Source organism: Natrinema gelatinilyticum, assembly GCF_024266705.1.
In the GTDB taxonomy this organism is placed as follows: domain Archaea; phylum Halobacteriota; class Halobacteria; order Halobacteriales; family Natrialbaceae; genus Natrinema; species Natrinema gelatinilyticum.
In genome coordinates this window covers 1,521,660-1,536,174 of the sequence record NZ_CP100757.1, presented here as the reverse complement: position 1 = coordinate 1,536,174, position 14,515 = coordinate 1,521,660, and the positions used below count along the sequence as shown (strand labels likewise).

Annotated in this window: 13 protein-coding genes; 6 read left to right on the top strand and 7 right to left on the bottom strand. The window is 66.2% G+C overall.

The window, feature by feature from the left end:
* Positions 1 to 10 precede the first annotated feature (10 nt).
* A complete protein-coding gene (locus NJU76_RS25295) occupies positions 11 to 832 on the bottom strand; it encodes an SDR family NAD(P)-dependent oxidoreductase (RefSeq protein ID WP_254533171.1) in 822 nt (273 codons plus the stop codon).
* Between the two features lie 81 nt (positions 833 to 913).
* Between NJU76_RS25295 and NJU76_RS25290 the strand changes: the two genes are divergently transcribed.
* From NJU76_RS25290 to NJU76_RS25280, 3 genes are read left to right on the top strand one after another with little or no spacing between them, the layout of a single operon-like run.
* On the top strand, positions 914 to 1,813 hold the full coding sequence (locus tag NJU76_RS25290) for an MBL fold metallo-hydrolase (protein WP_254533170.1): 900 nt from the start codon (positions 914 to 916) through the stop codon (positions 1,811 to 1,813).
* Between the two features lie 52 nt (positions 1,814 to 1,865).
* A complete protein-coding gene (locus NJU76_RS25285; protein WP_254533169.1) occupies positions 1,866 to 3,542 on the top strand; it encodes a long-chain fatty acid--CoA ligase in 1,677 nt (558 codons plus the stop codon).
* Between the two features lie 45 nt (positions 3,543 to 3,587).
* Positions 3,588 to 4,427, top strand: a complete 840-nt coding sequence (locus NJU76_RS25280; protein ID WP_254533168.1) for a creatininase family protein — start codon at positions 3,588 to 3,590, stop codon at positions 4,425 to 4,427.
* A 33-nt stretch (positions 4,428 to 4,460) separates the two neighbouring features.
* On the opposite strand, the gene NJU76_RS25275 is transcribed toward NJU76_RS25280, so the two are convergent.
* From NJU76_RS25275 to NJU76_RS25265, 3 genes are all read right to left on the bottom strand, one after another.
* Positions 4,461 to 5,729 carry an MFS transporter gene (locus NJU76_RS25275; RefSeq protein ID WP_254533167.1) on the bottom strand — a complete coding sequence of 423 codons (1,269 nt, stop codon included), beginning with the start codon at positions 5,727 to 5,729 and terminating at the stop codon, positions 4,461 to 4,463.
* 301 nt (positions 5,730 to 6,030) lie between these two features.
* Positions 6,031 to 6,876: a VOC family protein gene (locus NJU76_RS25270; protein ID WP_254533166.1), complete on the bottom strand. Its 846-nt coding sequence runs from the start codon at positions 6,874 to 6,876 to the stop codon at positions 6,031 to 6,033.
* 44 nt (positions 6,877 to 6,920) lie between these two features.
* Positions 6,921 to 7,958, bottom strand: a complete 1,038-nt coding sequence (locus NJU76_RS25265) for an alcohol dehydrogenase catalytic domain-containing protein (RefSeq protein WP_254533165.1) — start codon at positions 7,956 to 7,958, stop codon at positions 6,921 to 6,923.
* A gap of 119 nt (positions 7,959 to 8,077) precedes the next feature.
* On the opposite strand from NJU76_RS25265, the gene NJU76_RS25260 reads away from it, so the two are divergent.
* Complete coding sequence (locus NJU76_RS25260; RefSeq protein ID WP_254533164.1) at positions 8,078 to 9,031, top strand: PLP-dependent cysteine synthase family protein; 954 nt, start codon at positions 8,078 to 8,080, stop codon at positions 9,029 to 9,031.
* Between the two features lie 554 nt (positions 9,032 to 9,585).
* Here the strand turns inward: NJU76_RS25260 and NJU76_RS25255 are convergent.
* Positions 9,586 to 9,978: an acyl-CoA thioesterase gene (locus NJU76_RS25255; protein ID WP_254533163.1), complete on the bottom strand. Its 393-nt coding sequence runs from the start codon at positions 9,976 to 9,978 to the stop codon at positions 9,586 to 9,588.
* Positions 9,979 to 10,025: 47 nt separating this feature from the next.
* On the bottom strand, positions 10,026 to 11,195 hold the full coding sequence (locus NJU76_RS25250) for an acyl-CoA dehydrogenase family protein (protein ID WP_254533162.1): 1,170 nt from the start codon (positions 11,193 to 11,195) through the stop codon (positions 10,026 to 10,028).
* A 116-nt stretch (positions 11,196 to 11,311) separates the two neighbouring features.
* Here NJU76_RS25250 and NJU76_RS25245 point away from each other — a divergent pair, with 116 nt between their 5' ends.
* Positions 11,312 to 12,076: an enoyl-CoA hydratase/isomerase family protein gene (locus NJU76_RS25245; protein WP_254533161.1), complete on the top strand. Its 765-nt coding sequence runs from the start codon at positions 11,312 to 11,314 to the stop codon at positions 12,074 to 12,076.
* 92 nt (positions 12,077 to 12,168) lie between these two features.
* On the top strand, positions 12,169 to 13,275 hold the full coding sequence (locus NJU76_RS25240) for a zinc-binding dehydrogenase (RefSeq protein ID WP_254533160.1): 1,107 nt from the start codon (positions 12,169 to 12,171) through the stop codon (positions 13,273 to 13,275).
* A 52-nt stretch (positions 13,276 to 13,327) separates the two neighbouring features.
* Here NJU76_RS25240 and NJU76_RS25235 read toward each other — a convergent pair whose 3' ends face one another.
* The gene (locus tag NJU76_RS25235) at positions 13,328 to 14,515 is read right to left on the bottom strand and encodes a CaiB/BaiF CoA transferase family protein (protein ID WP_254533159.1); all 1,188 of its coding nucleotides are present in this window, start codon (positions 14,513 to 14,515) and stop codon (positions 13,328 to 13,330) included.

Genomic DNA, 14,515 nt, shown 5'->3' with positions numbered 1-14,515 from the left:
CGCGACCGACTTACCGACTCTTCGAGCCCCAGCCGAAGGCGAGCCAGCCACCGTCGGCGTGCATGATCTCGCCGGTCATGTAGTGGTCGCCGGCGGCAAGGAACAGCGCGCAGTTGGCCATCTCCTCCAGCGTCCCGAACCGGCCCATCGGGTTGCGGTTGTGGATGTGCTGGTCATCGTAGCCGTAGTAGGGCCAGTCGTCTTCGTCGAGGGTCTCGTCGTCATCGCCGGACTTGCGGGTCTGGGCGTCCAGTTCCGTGCGGATGAACCCGGGCGCGAGGGCGTTCACCTGGATGTCGTGCTCGGCGAGTTCGACCGCCAGTGCCCGCGTGAGGTTGTTGACGCCGCCCTTCGAGGCGTTGTAGGGACCGCGGCCCTGGACACCGATGCTCCCGAAGATGCTGGAGATGTTGATGATCTGGCCGGTGCCGTCCTGCTCGACCATCTGCTGGCCGGCGGCCTGTGCGCCGAAGAACACGCCGGTCAGGTTCACATCGATGACCTCACGCCACTCCTCCTCGGTCATCTCCAGGGCCGGGCTTATGTTCGAGACGCCGGCGTTGTTGACCATCACGTCCACGCCGCCGAACTCGTCGACGGCGGCGTCCACGAGAGCCTGAGCGTCCTTCCGATCACTCATGTCGCCCTCGACGGCCAGCGCTGTCCCGCCGGCCGCACGGATGTCCTCGGCAGTCGATTCGGCGCGCTCCTGGGAACGTGAGTTCGTCACGACATTCGCGCCCGCCTCAGCGTACGCCTCCGCGATGCCCATGCCGATGCCGCTGCTCGAACCCGTTACGATGGCTGTCTTCCCGTTGAGGGAGTCTTGCATACGTCACCTCTTGCGAAGGATCCAGAATAAAACTATGGGGCGGCGAAAGGATTTTCAGCCAATTGCGCGAACCCGTGGTACATGGACACATTCAGCGTCGCACCGGATGTCTACGGGATCGAACTCGCCTTCGAGGGGACGATTGTGGCCTACCTCCTCGACGACGAGCGGCCGACGGTGATCGAGACTGGGGTCGCGGCTGCGTCGGAGACGCTCCTTGACGGGATCCGCGAGGCAGGCGTCGATCCGATGGCCGTCGAACACGTCGTGCTGGGCCACGCCCACCTCGATCACTCCGGCGGTGCGCAGGCGCTGGTCGACGCCGCTCCGGACGCGACGGTGTACCTCCACGAGTCGATGACCAAATGGCTCACCAACCCCGGCCGGTTCGACCGCCTCGTCGAGAGCTCCCGCGAAGCGCTGGCCGAGGCTTTCCCGGAGGTAGGCGCCCCAGACGGGCCGCTTCCGGCCGAGCGCGTCCAAGCTGTCCCCGACTCAGGGACCGAGATAGACACGGGCGACCGGACGCTGGAGATCGTCCATACGCCGGGGCACTCGCCCGACCACGTCTCCGTCTGGGACCCCGAGGCGGGCCTGCTGTTCGCCAACGAGGCGCTGGGGCGGTACTACCCGGCGGCCGACACCTGGGTGCCGCCGACGACCCTGCCGAAGTTCGATTTCGACCAGGTGGCGGCGAGCATGGACCGGCTAGCGGCGTTCGACGCGGAGATGCTGGTGCTTTCGCACGTCGGCGTACGACCGGACGTGGACCGGGCGTTCGAGCGGGCACGCGATCGGCTGGCAACGTTCCGCGAGCGGGTGCCGGAGCTGTACGCGGCCAACGACGAGGACCTGGCGGCCACCCGCGAGGCGGTCGGCGAGGAGCTGGTCGCCCTCCAGCCGGAGTACTCGGCGCGCGAGCACGAGACCCAGTCGCGGATGGCAACCGACTGCGTCCTCAACTCGCTGGAGCTGCGCTGACGCCAGCGGCTGGGACCCATACTTTCTTCGTCCAGTCCTGCGATGGGGAGACATGGTCGGTACTGATCAGCGGATTCGCCCGTTCCTCTGGCGTGCGGAGCGGCTGTACCCCGACGTCGAGATCGTTTCCCGGACCGACGACGCGGTCCACCGCTACGACTACGGCACCTACGGTAACCGCGTCGCACGGCTGGCGAATGCGCTCGCGGCCGCGGATATCGGCCCTGGCGACCGCGTCGCATCGCTATGCTGGAACCATCACCGCCACTTCGAGACGTACTTCGGAGTCCCATGCATGGGCGCGCAACTGCACACGATCAATCCGAATCTGCCAAAGAGCCACGTCGAGTACATCGTCGGCGATGCAGAAGACGACCTGCTGTTCGTTGACCCCCACGAGCGCGAGACCCTGGAGGCGCTGGCGGACAGCGAGGCCTTCGAGAGCGTCCAGCAGTACGTGGTAATGGGCGACGAAGTCCCCGAGACCTCCCTGGACCCGGTCGTCGATTACGAGTCGTTCCTCGCGGACCACGAGCCGTCCTACGACTGGCCCGACGTGGACGAGGACCAGCCGGCTGGAATGTGCTATACCTCGGGCACCACGGGCAAGCCAAAGGGCGTCGAGTACACCCAGCAGATGATCTGGTCGTACACGATGAGCACGCTGACGCCCCAGATGCTCGGCATCACGGACGCCGACGTGGTGATGCCGCTGGTCCCGATGTTCCACTCGACCGGCTGGGGGTTCTCCTGGGCCGCGACGGCCGCCGGCGCAAAGCAGGTCTACCCGGGGCCATCCCCAGACTCGGCCGACCTCACCCGGCTCATCGAGGAGGAAGGCGTGACGCTGACCGCCGGCGTCCCCACCATCTGGATCGACCTGCTGGAGTACCTGGAGACCCACGACGCGGACATCTCGTCGCTGGAGCAGATCGTCGCCGGCGGCGCACCGGTTCCTGAGAGCCTCATCCGCCGGCTCGACGAGGAACACGGCGTCGAGGTGCTACACGCGTGGGGGATGACCGAGCTGACCGCCATCGGGACGGTTGCCCACCTGCCGCCGGACATCGCGGCCGCCGACGCCGAGACGCGGTACACAAAGCGCCAGAAGCAGGGCCGGATCGTCCCCGGGCTGGAGTTCCAGGTCGTCGGTGAGGACGGCGACGAGGTGCCGTGGGACGATGCGACGGTGGGCGAGCTGTACGTCCGCGGGCCGTCGGTGACGACCGAGTACTATCGGTGTCCCGAAGCCAACGCCGAGGATTTAACCGCTGACCCCGGGGGCGATAGGGGCGGCGAGGGCGGCGAGTGGCTGGCGACGGGCGACCTCGTCACAGTGGACGCCGAGGGGTACGTCACGCTCGTTGACCGGGACAACGACATCATCAACAGCGGTGGCGAGTGGATCTCCAGCGTCGAGTTGGAGAACGCGATGATGGGCCACGACACCGTCAGCGAGGCGACGGTCGTCGGCGTCCCTCACGATCGCTACCAGGAGCGTCCGCTGGGGTTCGTCGTCACTGCCGAGGGCGCGACGATCGACCCCGACGTGCTCCGCGAGGAGTTGCGCGAGCGGATCCGGGCGGACTACCCGAAGTGGTGGACGCCCGACGAGATCCGGTTTGTCGACGAGATTCCCCGGACTGCGACGGGCAAGTTTGACAAGATAACGCTGCGCGACGCCTACAGGGACCACGACGTCGAGACGAACCTCGAACCGGAGGAGTAACGTCCCCGCCGTAGCTTTTACCTGCTTGCGCGCGTCGGGGCCCCTATGGCAGTATCCGACGACACGGTCTGGATGCAGGAACTGACGTGGCAGGACTTCGAGGCGTACGTCGAGACCGACGACCACCCGACGGTGATCGTCCCGATCGGCTCGACCGAGCAGCACGGCCCACATCTCCCGCTGGGGGTGGACGCCTACCAGGCGAAGGACATGGCCGAGGAGATCGCCGAGCGGACGGGCGTGCTCGCCGCGCCGCCCATCTGGTACGGCGACGCCGACCACCACCTGGCGTTCCCCGGGACCATCTCGTTGTCGAGCGAGACCGTCGTCGCCGTCCTGACAGACGTCTACGAGAGCCTGCTCTCTCACGGCGTCGAGAACATAATTACGGTCAACGGCCACCGGATGGCCAACAATTCGGCGATCGAGCTGGCGTCAGACGCGGTCAAGGATGATCACCCCGACGCGTTCCTCGCGACGATCGACCTCGTGCTGTTCGGAGTGCAGATCTACCGCGAGATGCGCGAGTGTGACCCGGAGGCCGGGTTCCACGGTGGCGAGTTCGAGACCTCGTTCATCATGCACAAGCACCCCAGTCTCCTCAAGGAAGAGGAGTTCGTCGAGCAGTCCGGCGGAGGATGGACGCGCTTCACCTCCAACGACTACATCAACCTCGACGACAAGGTGATGACCGCGAAGTCGCGCCACGACTGGCCCGAGGATGCTCTCGGCCACCAGGGCGACCCCACCAAGGCCAGCGCCGAGAAGGGAGAGGAACTGATCGAGCGCCTGTGCGACAACGCCGAGGAGTTCTTCGACGACCTCCGGGCGTTCCGGGAGGCCCAGCGCAGCGACGACGGCGACTCGCTGGGGCTGAGTTACTGAGGGTCGCCAGGGAACGGCTGGACCGGCCCGCCCTCAGGCCGGACTGGCCCGGACCGGGCGGAGGAGGAAGGTGGCCAGGCCCGCGGCCAGGATGAGGACGCCGCCCAGCAGAAAGGTGGCGTTCCAGCCGATGGAGACGACGAGACCGCTGGCGACGGTGCCGCCGGCGACGCCGCCCCAGAGCTTCGCGGAGTATAGCACTGCGTAGTTCGCCGAGGAGTGGGCCCGCCCGTAGTACTCGCCGACGAGGCTCGGAAAGATGGCGTACGGGGGTGCGCGCAGGAACGCCGCGACGGCAGCGAGGGCGACGAACGTCGGCGCGATCCCGGCCTCGGCGACGGTGACCAGGCCGGCGAGCGCCACGCCGCAGAGGGTCAGCGCGACGCCGACCGTCCGCTCGCGGCCGAACTGGTCGGAGAGCCCGCCGACGATGACGACGCCAAACGCGTCGCCGAGTGCGACCAACGAGGCGGCGCCGGTGGCCGCCCCGGCGGAGATGCCTGCGTTCGCGGCGAACGCGATGATCTTTCCGATGAGCATCAGCGTCACGCCGTTGACGATCACGAAGATGCCGTACAGCAGCCAGAACTGCCAGGTCTGGACGGCCTCACGCCAGGTGTACCCCTTGTCCACGTTGTCAGTCGTGTCCGCGTCACCCGGTTCGGTCGCGGGCTCGGCGTCTGCGCCGGTCGCGTCAGCACCGCCGTCGGTCTCCGCGTCGCCGGCCGTGAGCGCCGCCGGGTCGCGGAGGATGGGGACCGCCACGAGCGCGACGAGGCCCGCCAGCGCACCGAGACTGAGTAGCGTCCCGACGAAGTCCGTGACGATGAACTGGCGGACGAACGGGATCAGGACGAAGCTCAAGCCGCTATAGGCGACCATGGCGATGCCGGTCGCCAGCCCGCGACGGTCATCGAACCACTTTACCGGCGTATTGGCGGCGACAGAGTAGACGATGCCGACGCCCATACCGCCAAGCGAGTAGAACAGGTAGACGCCCCAGATGGAATCGGCGAGGGCCGTCCCCGCGTATCCGCCAGCGAGTAGCACGGTGCTGGCGAGCATCGGGAGCTTCGGGCCCCAGCGGTCGCGGACCCAGCCGGCCGGAAACTGGACGGTCGTCTGGGAGACGACGAACAGCGTGAAGACGGTCCCAATGGCCGCCTCCGACGCGCCAAGACGCGTCTCCAGCGGGAGCCTGATCGACGACCAGGCAAACTGGTAGGTGCCGGCGACTCCCATTGCCGCGGCCGCGACGAGGACGAGCCACCAGGGCGAGAAACCGAGTTCCTTCTGTTCCATCGTGTACTCTTCGGCACCTGCGTCCGGAGGCCTAATATAAGTATCCGCCCGCTGGGCCTGCGACGGTCGCGTCGTTTCGCCAGTAGCTTGCGATCGGTCGGGAGTTCGAGACAATAGTCCGCTTAGCATTCATTGCCCGGTACGACTGGGCACGCCCTCGATCTCTTTGACGGGCAGATTACGCCGCTCCGGGTCGACCGTGTGGAGGGCCCTGAGGAGCCCATTCACCTCGCCGCCCGGGAGTACCTGGACGCGCGGGACGGCGACCGAACGTCAGGATTCGCGTCAGAGAGGAGGGTGGTCACCAGGGCGTCGTGCGATCAATTACGCCGACCCGTCCGGGTAGCTCGAGGTCCACCCACCGCATTTCGTCGTCACCCCAGGCGGTCGGGTCTCCGCAATCCACGTGGTCGGCCGCTGCGACCGGGTCGTCCGTCCCGAGGAGGTACGCGCAGGGTAGCGGCCCGAACTCCGCGACGCGCTCACCGAGCCAGCCATCGGCCCCATGCGGTTCGGCGAGGGTCGCGGGCGTCTCAGGGAACCGCGCCAGCGTTGCGTCGAGGCTGTCGTGGTCGACCCGGGTCGGGGCGCCGCAGTCGAACAGCGAGCGGTAGTGGTCCACGTGGTCGTCGATCTCGGGCACGCCGACCACGACCTCAACAACTCCGTCCAGCGGGAGGGCAGCTAGTTCGTCGGAGATGTTCACCCGGCGCTCGCGGGGCGTCCGGTCGCTGACGAGGAAGGGGACGGCGGTCCCGAGTTCACGGTCGCCCACGATGGTGAGGTCCCACTCAACGAGCTTGCCATCCGGGCGCTCGCGCTGGTAGTGAGTGGGACCGTCGACAGCGATGCCCTGGTCGGCGATGCGCTCGGTATTTTCGTGGATGTCGTCGACGAACAGCGCCCATGCGGCGGGGCCGGCGTCCCCGTCGATCTGGACGTCCCACCACGGCGACTCCACGTTAGGGTCAAGCTTCGAGATGAGTTCGACGTACGAGCCGTTCTCGAAGCCGACAGTGTAGTTGTGGGTCACGCCGTTGGAATGCTCGCCGCCATACTGCGGCGGCAGGCCCGCCGCCGCGAAGGCGTCGCGCATGCGCTCGATGTCCCGGTCGGCGTAGACGACGTGGTCGATAGCGTCGTTCATACCGGCGGGACGGCGGCCCGCCACAAAAACAGTTCGCCCGGCGCTCATTCCTGGGTCAACACGACCTTCCCGTAGAGCTTGCGGTCGTCCATCCGCTCGAAGGCCGTCATGTACTCCTCGAGGGGGAACGTGTCGTCGATGACCGGCTCGACGTCGCCCGACCAGACGTACTCGTAGAGTTCGGCGAGTTCGTAGGAATTGGCCCCGGAACTCCCGACCACATCGAGCTGGCGCATGAAGAGCTGGCGGATCTCCGTCGCCGGGTTCGGGCCGACGGTCGCCCCGGAGGTGACGAGCCGACCGCCCCAGCGCAGCGTCCGCATCGACTTGACCCACGTGTCGCCGCCGACGTTGTTGTAGCAGACGTCGACGCCCTGCTTGTCCGTCAGCTCCCAGATGGCCTCGTCGAAGCGCTCCTCGGTGTAGTTCACGACGTAGTCGACGCCGAGGTCCCGGAGGAACTCGGCCTTCTCCTCGCTGCTGGTCGTCGCGTACAGGGTGTCCACGTTGAGGACGTTCTTGCAGATCTGAACGGAGAAGGTGCCAACGCCGCCGGTCGCGCCGACGACGAGGACGTCTTCCGTTGGCTGGACCGCCGCCCGGGGGACGAGTGCGCGCCAGGCCGTGCCGCCGGCGACCGGGACTGAGGCCGCCGTCACGAAGCCGGTGTCGTCCGGGATCGGAATCAGGTTCTTTTCGGGCATGGCGACGTATTCAGCGTGGCCGCCTCGTCGCATCTCACCCATCATCGTGAACTCCTCACAGAGCATCTCTTCGCCACGGACGCAGAACCGACAGTCGCCACAGGAGATGAAAGGGACGGCGACGACGCGGTCTCCCTCCGACCACCTGGTGACGTTGGCCCCGACCTCGGCGACGACCCCGGCCACGTCGCCGCCACCCCAGAAGGGGTACTGCGGGACGTAGTGGTCGAGTTCACGGACAGCGAACAGGTCCATGTAGTTCAGCGCCGACGCTTTCACGTCCACCAGGACCTCGTCGTCGTCGACCTCAGGGGTCGGCACGGTAAGGAGGTCGTAGTTCGAGAGCGGTCCGTGCTCGTGGAAACCAACTGCTTTCATTTCCTAAGTAGTCGACTGGCCCGTTCAAAAAGGTTGCTTGGACCCGGCGTTGCATCGCGTGACGTGGTTCGCCCCGGTAGTTTGATGACCATTACGACCGATTTATGCGACTAGATACCATGGAGTACGCCAACACGCTCAAAGCGATCGGTGAGACGCCGGTAGTGGAACTGCCCTCGATGAGGCCCGACGGCGGCGCGTCGATCTATGTGAAGTGGGAGGGCGCCAATCCCACGGGCAGCCTAAAAGACCGGATGGCGCTGGCGATGATCGAGGCGGCCCGGAAGCGCGGCGACCTCGAACCCGGCGACCCGGTCGTAGAGTTCACCGGCGGGAGCACGGGGACGAGCCTCGCGTTCGTCTGCGCGGTCCTCGACCACCCGATGCACGTCGTGACCGCCGACTGCGTGGCTGAGGAGAAACGCGCGTCGATGTCGGCGCTGGGAGCGAACCTCGAGGTCGTCGAGACGCCGAACGGGGAGTCCTACGACGGCCTGTTCGACGACCTGCAGGCGGCGGCCGAGGACCTCCAGGCACGCACCGGCGCGTATTTCACGAACCAGTTCGACAACCCCGACCAGCTGGCGGGGTACCAGGAACTTGGCGCGGAGATACTCGACCAGCGGCCCGGCGTCGACGAGTTCGTCATGATAGTCGGCACAGGCGGGTGCGCGATGGGGACGTCGAATGCGCTGGCCGAACGTGGCGCGGACGTGGACGTCTCGCTCGTAGAGCCCGCGGAGTCGCCCGTCCTCACAAAGGGGCGCGCGGGTGGCCACGCCGTCGAGGGAACCGCCATCGTCAGCTATCCGCCGCTCGTCAAGCAGGGGCGCTACGACGCGGTCCACACAATCCCCTCAGAGGAGGGAATCGAATGCGTCCGAGACCTCGCGCGCGACGAGGGGCTGCTCGTCGGCACGAGTTCCGGGATGAACGTCGCGGCTGCACGGCAGGTCGCGGCCGAGCGAGATCCCGAGGACACCGTCGTCACGGTGGCCTGCGACACCGGCCTGAAGTATCTCTCTGACGATCTCTACGACGGCCTGGAAGGGTCGTCGGTCTGCATCTGCTGACTGTGCCGCCGTCGACCCAGAAGCGACGCCACCGGACCAGCGACAGCCGCGCGACCAGCGAACGCCACATGGGCAGCGGCCGACAATCAACCGGGTGACGCCTCGCCCGATTTCCGCACCGCGGAACAGAGTAGCTCACTGGGATACTGCAAGGAGTGATTCATTCGCGCGCCCTCACTCGATTTTCGTTATTTTCGGAGGACGGGTCGACGGAACTGTTATCCTCGATGCGGAACGCTGTGGTGGCGGTCATCCCGCCTCGGCAGGGAACAGCGTGCCCAAAGAGGCGACTTGGCCGACGTCGCGGACCCGGTGGAGGTCGCGCCGGTCGACGTCCTTCGGTTTCTCGTCCAGGGACGTCCTTGAGGAGGCGAAACAGCAGGGGACGGCGTGGGAGTGCTCGGCCGCGTCGGCGGTAGCTAGCCGGACCCGCGTGGTCCGGCTAGCTACCGCCGCTCGGCGGGTATCGTGGCTATGCGGGCGGGTTGAGGTCACGACGCCTAATAGTCGGATGGCGCTGCCAGGTGGCGACGGCCACGTCGACTTTGGGGTGATCACTCCCGGTTGGATTCGAGCCGTTCGCGCCACTCGTCGGGGACGGGAATCGCGCCCTCGCGGTCGTCGTCCAACGCCACGCGGACGGCCTTGGCGGTGGCGACGGTTACGCCGTCGACGGAGAGTTCGTGGTCGAAGACTATGCTCTTCTCGCCGACCTCCGTGACCGTGACTGCCGACGTGACCGTGTCGCAGATTTCGATCTGTCGTTCGAAGTTGAGTTCGAGGCGGACGATAGCGAGCGGGACCTCGTCGATCTGAACGTCGAGTAGTTCGCCGAACATGGCCGTGGCGGCGTGTTCCATGTACGTAGAGTACACGGCGTTGTTGATGTGGCCCATCGCGTCGCTGTCGCCGTATCGAGCGGTGAGTTCCATCTCGTAATCGGACATGGTTAGCTCGCTCGCCCGGCAGTCACGTGACTGTTGTGGTTCGGCCCTTACAGCCCAAGCAGGCGGTTGCCGATAATCTCCTTCTGTATCTCGTTGGTGCCCTCGTATATCTTGGTGACGCGGACGTCCCGGAGGTACCGCTCGACGGGGTGGTCGGTGACGTAGCCGGCTCCGCCGAACACCTGGACGGCTTCGTCGGCCACCTCGAACCCGCGGTCGCTGGCGAATAGCTTCGCTATGCTCGCGAACCGCTCGGACAGCTCGATTTCGCCGGCGTCGTACAGGCCCGCAGCGCGGTAGGTCAGCGAGCGGGCCGCCTCGACGTTCGTCGCCATCTCGGCGATCTTGTGGCGGATCGCTTGAAATTCGCCGATTTTCTGGCCGAACTGCTCGCGTTCCTGTGCGTAGTCAATGGCGGCGTCGAGCGCGCCCTGGGCCGCACCGAGTGCCTGCGCGGCGACCTGGACCCGAGCGGGTGCCATGGCCTCGTTGAAGTACTGCCAGCCGCGGTTCTCCTCGCCGACTAGGTTTTCTGCGGGGACGCGCACGTCGTCGAAGACGATCTCGGCCGTGTCCGAGGCGTGTAGCCCGAGCTTGTTGTCTATCTTGCTCGTGGTGACGCCATCGGCATCGAGCGGGACGAGGATGGTGCTGATGCCGTCGTATCTTGCTCCGGGGTCCGTCTTGCAGACCAGCAGGACGGCATTGGCGATCGACCCGTTGGAGATCCACATCTTCTCGCCGTTGACGACGTACTCGTCGCCGTTCCGCTCGGCCCGGGTCTCTATACTCGCGACGTCGCTGCCGTGAGCGGCCTCGCTGATGCCGATGGCGATGGACTTCTGGCCCGCGGCGATACCCGAGAACCACTCCTCTTTCTGCTCTTCTGTGGCGTAGTTGTTCATGACGTATAGCGTCGAGTTGAACGCCATGAGGTCGATGGCGGCCCCGATGCCGGGGTCCGCGCGCCACAGCTCCTCGGTGACGATGGCCGTCTCAAGGACGTCCATGCCGGCCCCACCGTACTTGGCCGGGATGAACGGGCCGACCAGGTCGGCGGCGGCCGCCTTCTCGACGACGTCCCACGGGTACTCGTGGCTCTCGTCGTACTCACTGGCGACAGGTTCGATCTCCGCCTCACCGAACTCACGGACGGCAGCGCGAATCGCCTGCTGCTCGTCGTTCAGCATGAACTGTCCGCTGGTTTGGGATGCCATAGCAAAGCTGTGCGTGGGTGCGGGTTTATGCTTTTCGACGCCCACCGACATCGCCCCATCGCGTCGGCCAGCGGCCTCATCACAAGTGATTTGACCGTCGCGAGTGACGTCCATCCATGGCTTACGAGCACATCGTACGCAACATCGACGGTCCAGTCTGCCGTGTCACCTTTGACCGCCCGGAGCACCTAAACGCCGTCTCGGTCGAGATGTGGGAGGAATTCCGCGAGGCGCTGCTGGCCGCTGATGACGACCCCGACGTTCGGGCAGTGCTGATCGAAGGGAAGGGCGACGCCTTCTGCGCCGGCGATGACATCCAGGACATCCGTGACTTGGAGACGGCGACGGACGTGCTAGACTACTGTGAGTACATCCGCGAGGCCAGCGGCACCATCGAGCGCATCAACACTCCGGTCGTCGCCAAGGTTGACGGGATCGCCTACGGCGTCGGCTGCGAGATCGCAGGACTATGTGATGTCACCGTCGCCACCGAGGACGCCGCGTTCAGCCTCATCGAGCCGAAGATCGGCGTCAGTTCGCTGAATGGCCTGTTCCGCTTCCCCGACCTCATCGGGACCAAGCCGGCCCGCGAAATGATGGTGACCGCCCGGACGCTCGACGCCGCAGAGGCCCACCGCGTCGGCCTGGTCTCGGCCGTCGTCCCGGCGGACGAGGTCGATGACGTCGTCGACCAGCGCATCGAGGAGATAATCGAGAGCGCGCCGCTGGCCGTCGAACTGACGAAGAACCTCGTCAACGGGGAGCGCGAGGGGGCTAGCGAGGCGGCCACCGTCCTCGCGAACACCTTCATGACGGCAGACCGGGTCGAGGGGACCAGCGCCTTCCTGGAGAAGCGCGAGGCCGACTGGCAGCGCGACTGAGCGGTCGTGGGGGTCCGCGGGGACGGGCGGGCTCTCCACACGAGTACCCTGCGGCGAAGAGTATATGTCTCGGGGCGGGCTCGGTTGGTACTATGGCAGATAGCCCCACCGGTAGGCTCGCGTATCTACAGAGCCCCGAAACTGTCGAGATAAAGGAGTACGAGGTCCCGTATCCGGAACCCGGGGCGCTGGTGACCGAAATCGAGCAAGCCAACGTTTGCGGATCGGAACTGCACATCTGGAAGGGCAATCACCCGGTGCTCGACCAGATGGTACTGGGCCACGAGGCCCTCTGCCACGTGAGCGACCTCGGCGAGGGCGTCGAGACCGACTACGCCGGCGAACCCATCGAAGAAGGCGACCTCGTCTCGCCGACGTACTTCATCGCCTGCGGGAAGTGCCAGTTCTGCGGTGCGGGCGAGTTCCGCTCCTGCGAGAACGCGCTCCAGCACTGGCTGAAGGACCCTGATCAGTGGCCGCACTTCCACGGCACCTTCGGGACACACTACTACATCCACCCCGAGCAGCACTTCTACAAGGTTCCGACAGAGATTCCGCCAGGCGTCGCCGCCGCGGCCAACTGCGCGCTCTCGCAGGTCCTGTTCGGACTGGACGAAGTCGGCCTTTCCTGCGGCGAGTCACTCGTCGTCCAGGGCGGCGGCGGCCTCGGACAGAACGCCATCGCCGTCGCCAACGAGTACGGCGCCGAGACCATCCTCGTCGAGGGGGTCGACGACCGCATCGAACGCGCCCGTCGCTTCAGCGTCGACCACGTCGTCGACTTCCGCGAGTACGAGACGCCGGAAGCCCGCGGCGAGCGCGTCGCGGAACTCACCGGCGGCCTCGGCGCTGACGTGGCCATCGAACTCGCAGGCATCCCGCAAGCGTTCGCCGAGGGTCCGCACCTGCTCCGGAACGGCAGCCGGTACCTCGAGATCGGCAATATCACCCCCGGGCACACCGCTGAGTTCGATCCGGCGCTGCTCACCCGGAAGAACATCGACGTCGTCTCGACGATGCGCTACGACCCATGGTACCTCGGGAAGGCGCTGGACTTCCTCGCAGAGACCGTCGACGACTACCCCTACGCCGAACTCATCGACGCAGAGTTCGACCTAGTGGACGTGAGCACGGCCCTGGAGAAGTCCGACGCCCGCGAGGTCGGGCGGGCCTCGCTCATCCCCTCGCACGGAGACTGACCGCGGTCGAAAAAGCGGTCGCATGGGATTCGAGATGGCCATTCGCCGCCGGTCAGCGGTCCTGGTTTCGCATCTGTAGTTCCTCGATGAACGCCTCGCAGTAACCGTACTCGCGCAGGACCTCCTCGGTCGCGTTGCCCAGCGCCGGCGGCGCCTCGTGGATGTCCGGCGGCGTCTTGGTCATCCGGAAGGGGACGCCGGTGAGCTCTATCTCGCCCAGTTCCTCGTGCTCGACGGTCCGGATCATGTCGTTCACTCCGACCTGCGGATCGTCGACAACCTCTTCCATCGTCTGGACGGGACCGCCCCAGATATCGTGTTCGACGAGCTTGTCGATCCAGTAGTCGGTCGGCTCCTCGCGGAGGACGTCCTCGATGAGCGGCTTTATCTCGTCGCGGTGCTCGTAGGCGGTCTCCCAGGAGTCGTAGCCCTCGAGCGAATCGATCCCGAGGGCATCGCCGACGACGGAGGGCGTGGTCAACGAGAGGGTCATGTGTCCGTCGGCAGTCTCGTAGACGCCGAAGGGGGCCTGATAGTACGGGTGGGAGATGCCGGTCTTGCTGCGCTCGGGCAGCTCGCCGGTATTGAGGTACGTGTCTATCTCCATCGACTGGAGGTGGACCGACGCGCTCAACAGATCGGTTTTGATGTGCTGTCCATTGCCGGTCTGCTCGCGATGGTACAACGCGGAGACAGCCGCGAACGCGAGCATGGCCGCCGAGTAAAAGTCGTTCAGCGGGAGGCCAACGGGCGTCGGCGGGTCGTCGGCGCGGCCATTGAGCGTCGCCAGGCCGGAGACACCCTGGATGATGAGGTCCTGGCCCGGCCGGTCGGTGTAGGGGCCCTCCTCGCCGTAGCCAGACGCCGAGCAGTACACGATGCCGGGGTTAATCTCCGAGAGGTCGTCGTAGCCGAGGCCGAGCCGGTCGACCACGCCCGGTCGGAGGTTTTCGACGAACACGTCCGCGTCCGCGATGACGTCGTAGAGGACCTCCAGTTGCTCGTCGTCCTTGATGTTGAGTTCGACGCTGCGCTTGTTCCGGTTGGCCGTGAGGAAGGTAAGATTGACGCCGTCCTCGTAGGCGTTGGCCATTGACCACGACTGGCGCATCCACTCGCCGCCGGGTGCCTCGATTTTGATGACGTCGGCGCCCATATCGCCGAGGAACTGCGTCGCCAGCGGCCCTTGTACTAGCTGCGAGAAGTCTACAACGGTAACGTCGTCTAACGCTCCAGGCAT

Excerpts from the sequence above, each read along its gene's own strand:
- NJU76_RS25295 (WP_254533171.1), bottom strand. The coding sequence starts at position 832 with ATGCAAGACTCCCTCAACGGGAAGACAGCCATCGTAACGGGTTCGAGC.
- NJU76_RS25290 (WP_254533170.1), top strand. The coding sequence starts at position 914 with ATGGACACATTCAGCGTCGCACCGGATGTCTACGGGATCGAACTCGCC.
- NJU76_RS25285 (WP_254533169.1), top strand. The coding sequence starts at position 1,866 with ATGGTCGGTACTGATCAGCGGATTCGCCCGTTCCTCTGGCGTGCGGAG.
- NJU76_RS25280 (WP_254533168.1), top strand. The coding sequence starts at position 3,588 with ATGGCAGTATCCGACGACACGGTCTGGATGCAGGAACTGACGTGGCAG.
- NJU76_RS25275 (WP_254533167.1), bottom strand. The coding sequence starts at position 5,729 with ATGGAACAGAAGGAACTCGGTTTCTCGCCCTGGTGGCTCGTCCTCGTC.
- NJU76_RS25270 (WP_254533166.1), bottom strand. The coding sequence starts at position 6,876 with ATGAACGACGCTATCGACCACGTCGTCTACGCCGACCGGGACATCGAG.
- NJU76_RS25265 (WP_254533165.1), bottom strand. The coding sequence starts at position 7,958 with ATGAAAGCAGTTGGTTTCCACGAGCACGGACCGCTCTCGAACTACGAC.
- NJU76_RS25260 (WP_254533164.1), top strand. The coding sequence starts at position 8,078 with ATGGAGTACGCCAACACGCTCAAAGCGATCGGTGAGACGCCGGTAGTG.
- NJU76_RS25255 (WP_254533163.1), bottom strand. The coding sequence starts at position 9,978 with ATGTCCGATTACGAGATGGAACTCACCGCTCGATACGGCGACAGCGAC.
- NJU76_RS25250 (WP_254533162.1), bottom strand. The coding sequence starts at position 11,195 with ATGGCATCCCAAACCAGCGGACAGTTCATGCTGAACGACGAGCAGCAG.
- NJU76_RS25245 (WP_254533161.1), top strand. The coding sequence starts at position 11,312 with ATGGCTTACGAGCACATCGTACGCAACATCGACGGTCCAGTCTGCCGT.
- NJU76_RS25240 (WP_254533160.1), top strand. The coding sequence starts at position 12,169 with ATGGCAGATAGCCCCACCGGTAGGCTCGCGTATCTACAGAGCCCCGAA.
- NJU76_RS25235 (WP_254533159.1), bottom strand. The coding sequence starts at position 14,515 with ATGCCTGGAGCGTTAGACGACGTTACCGTTGTAGACTTCTCGCAGCTA.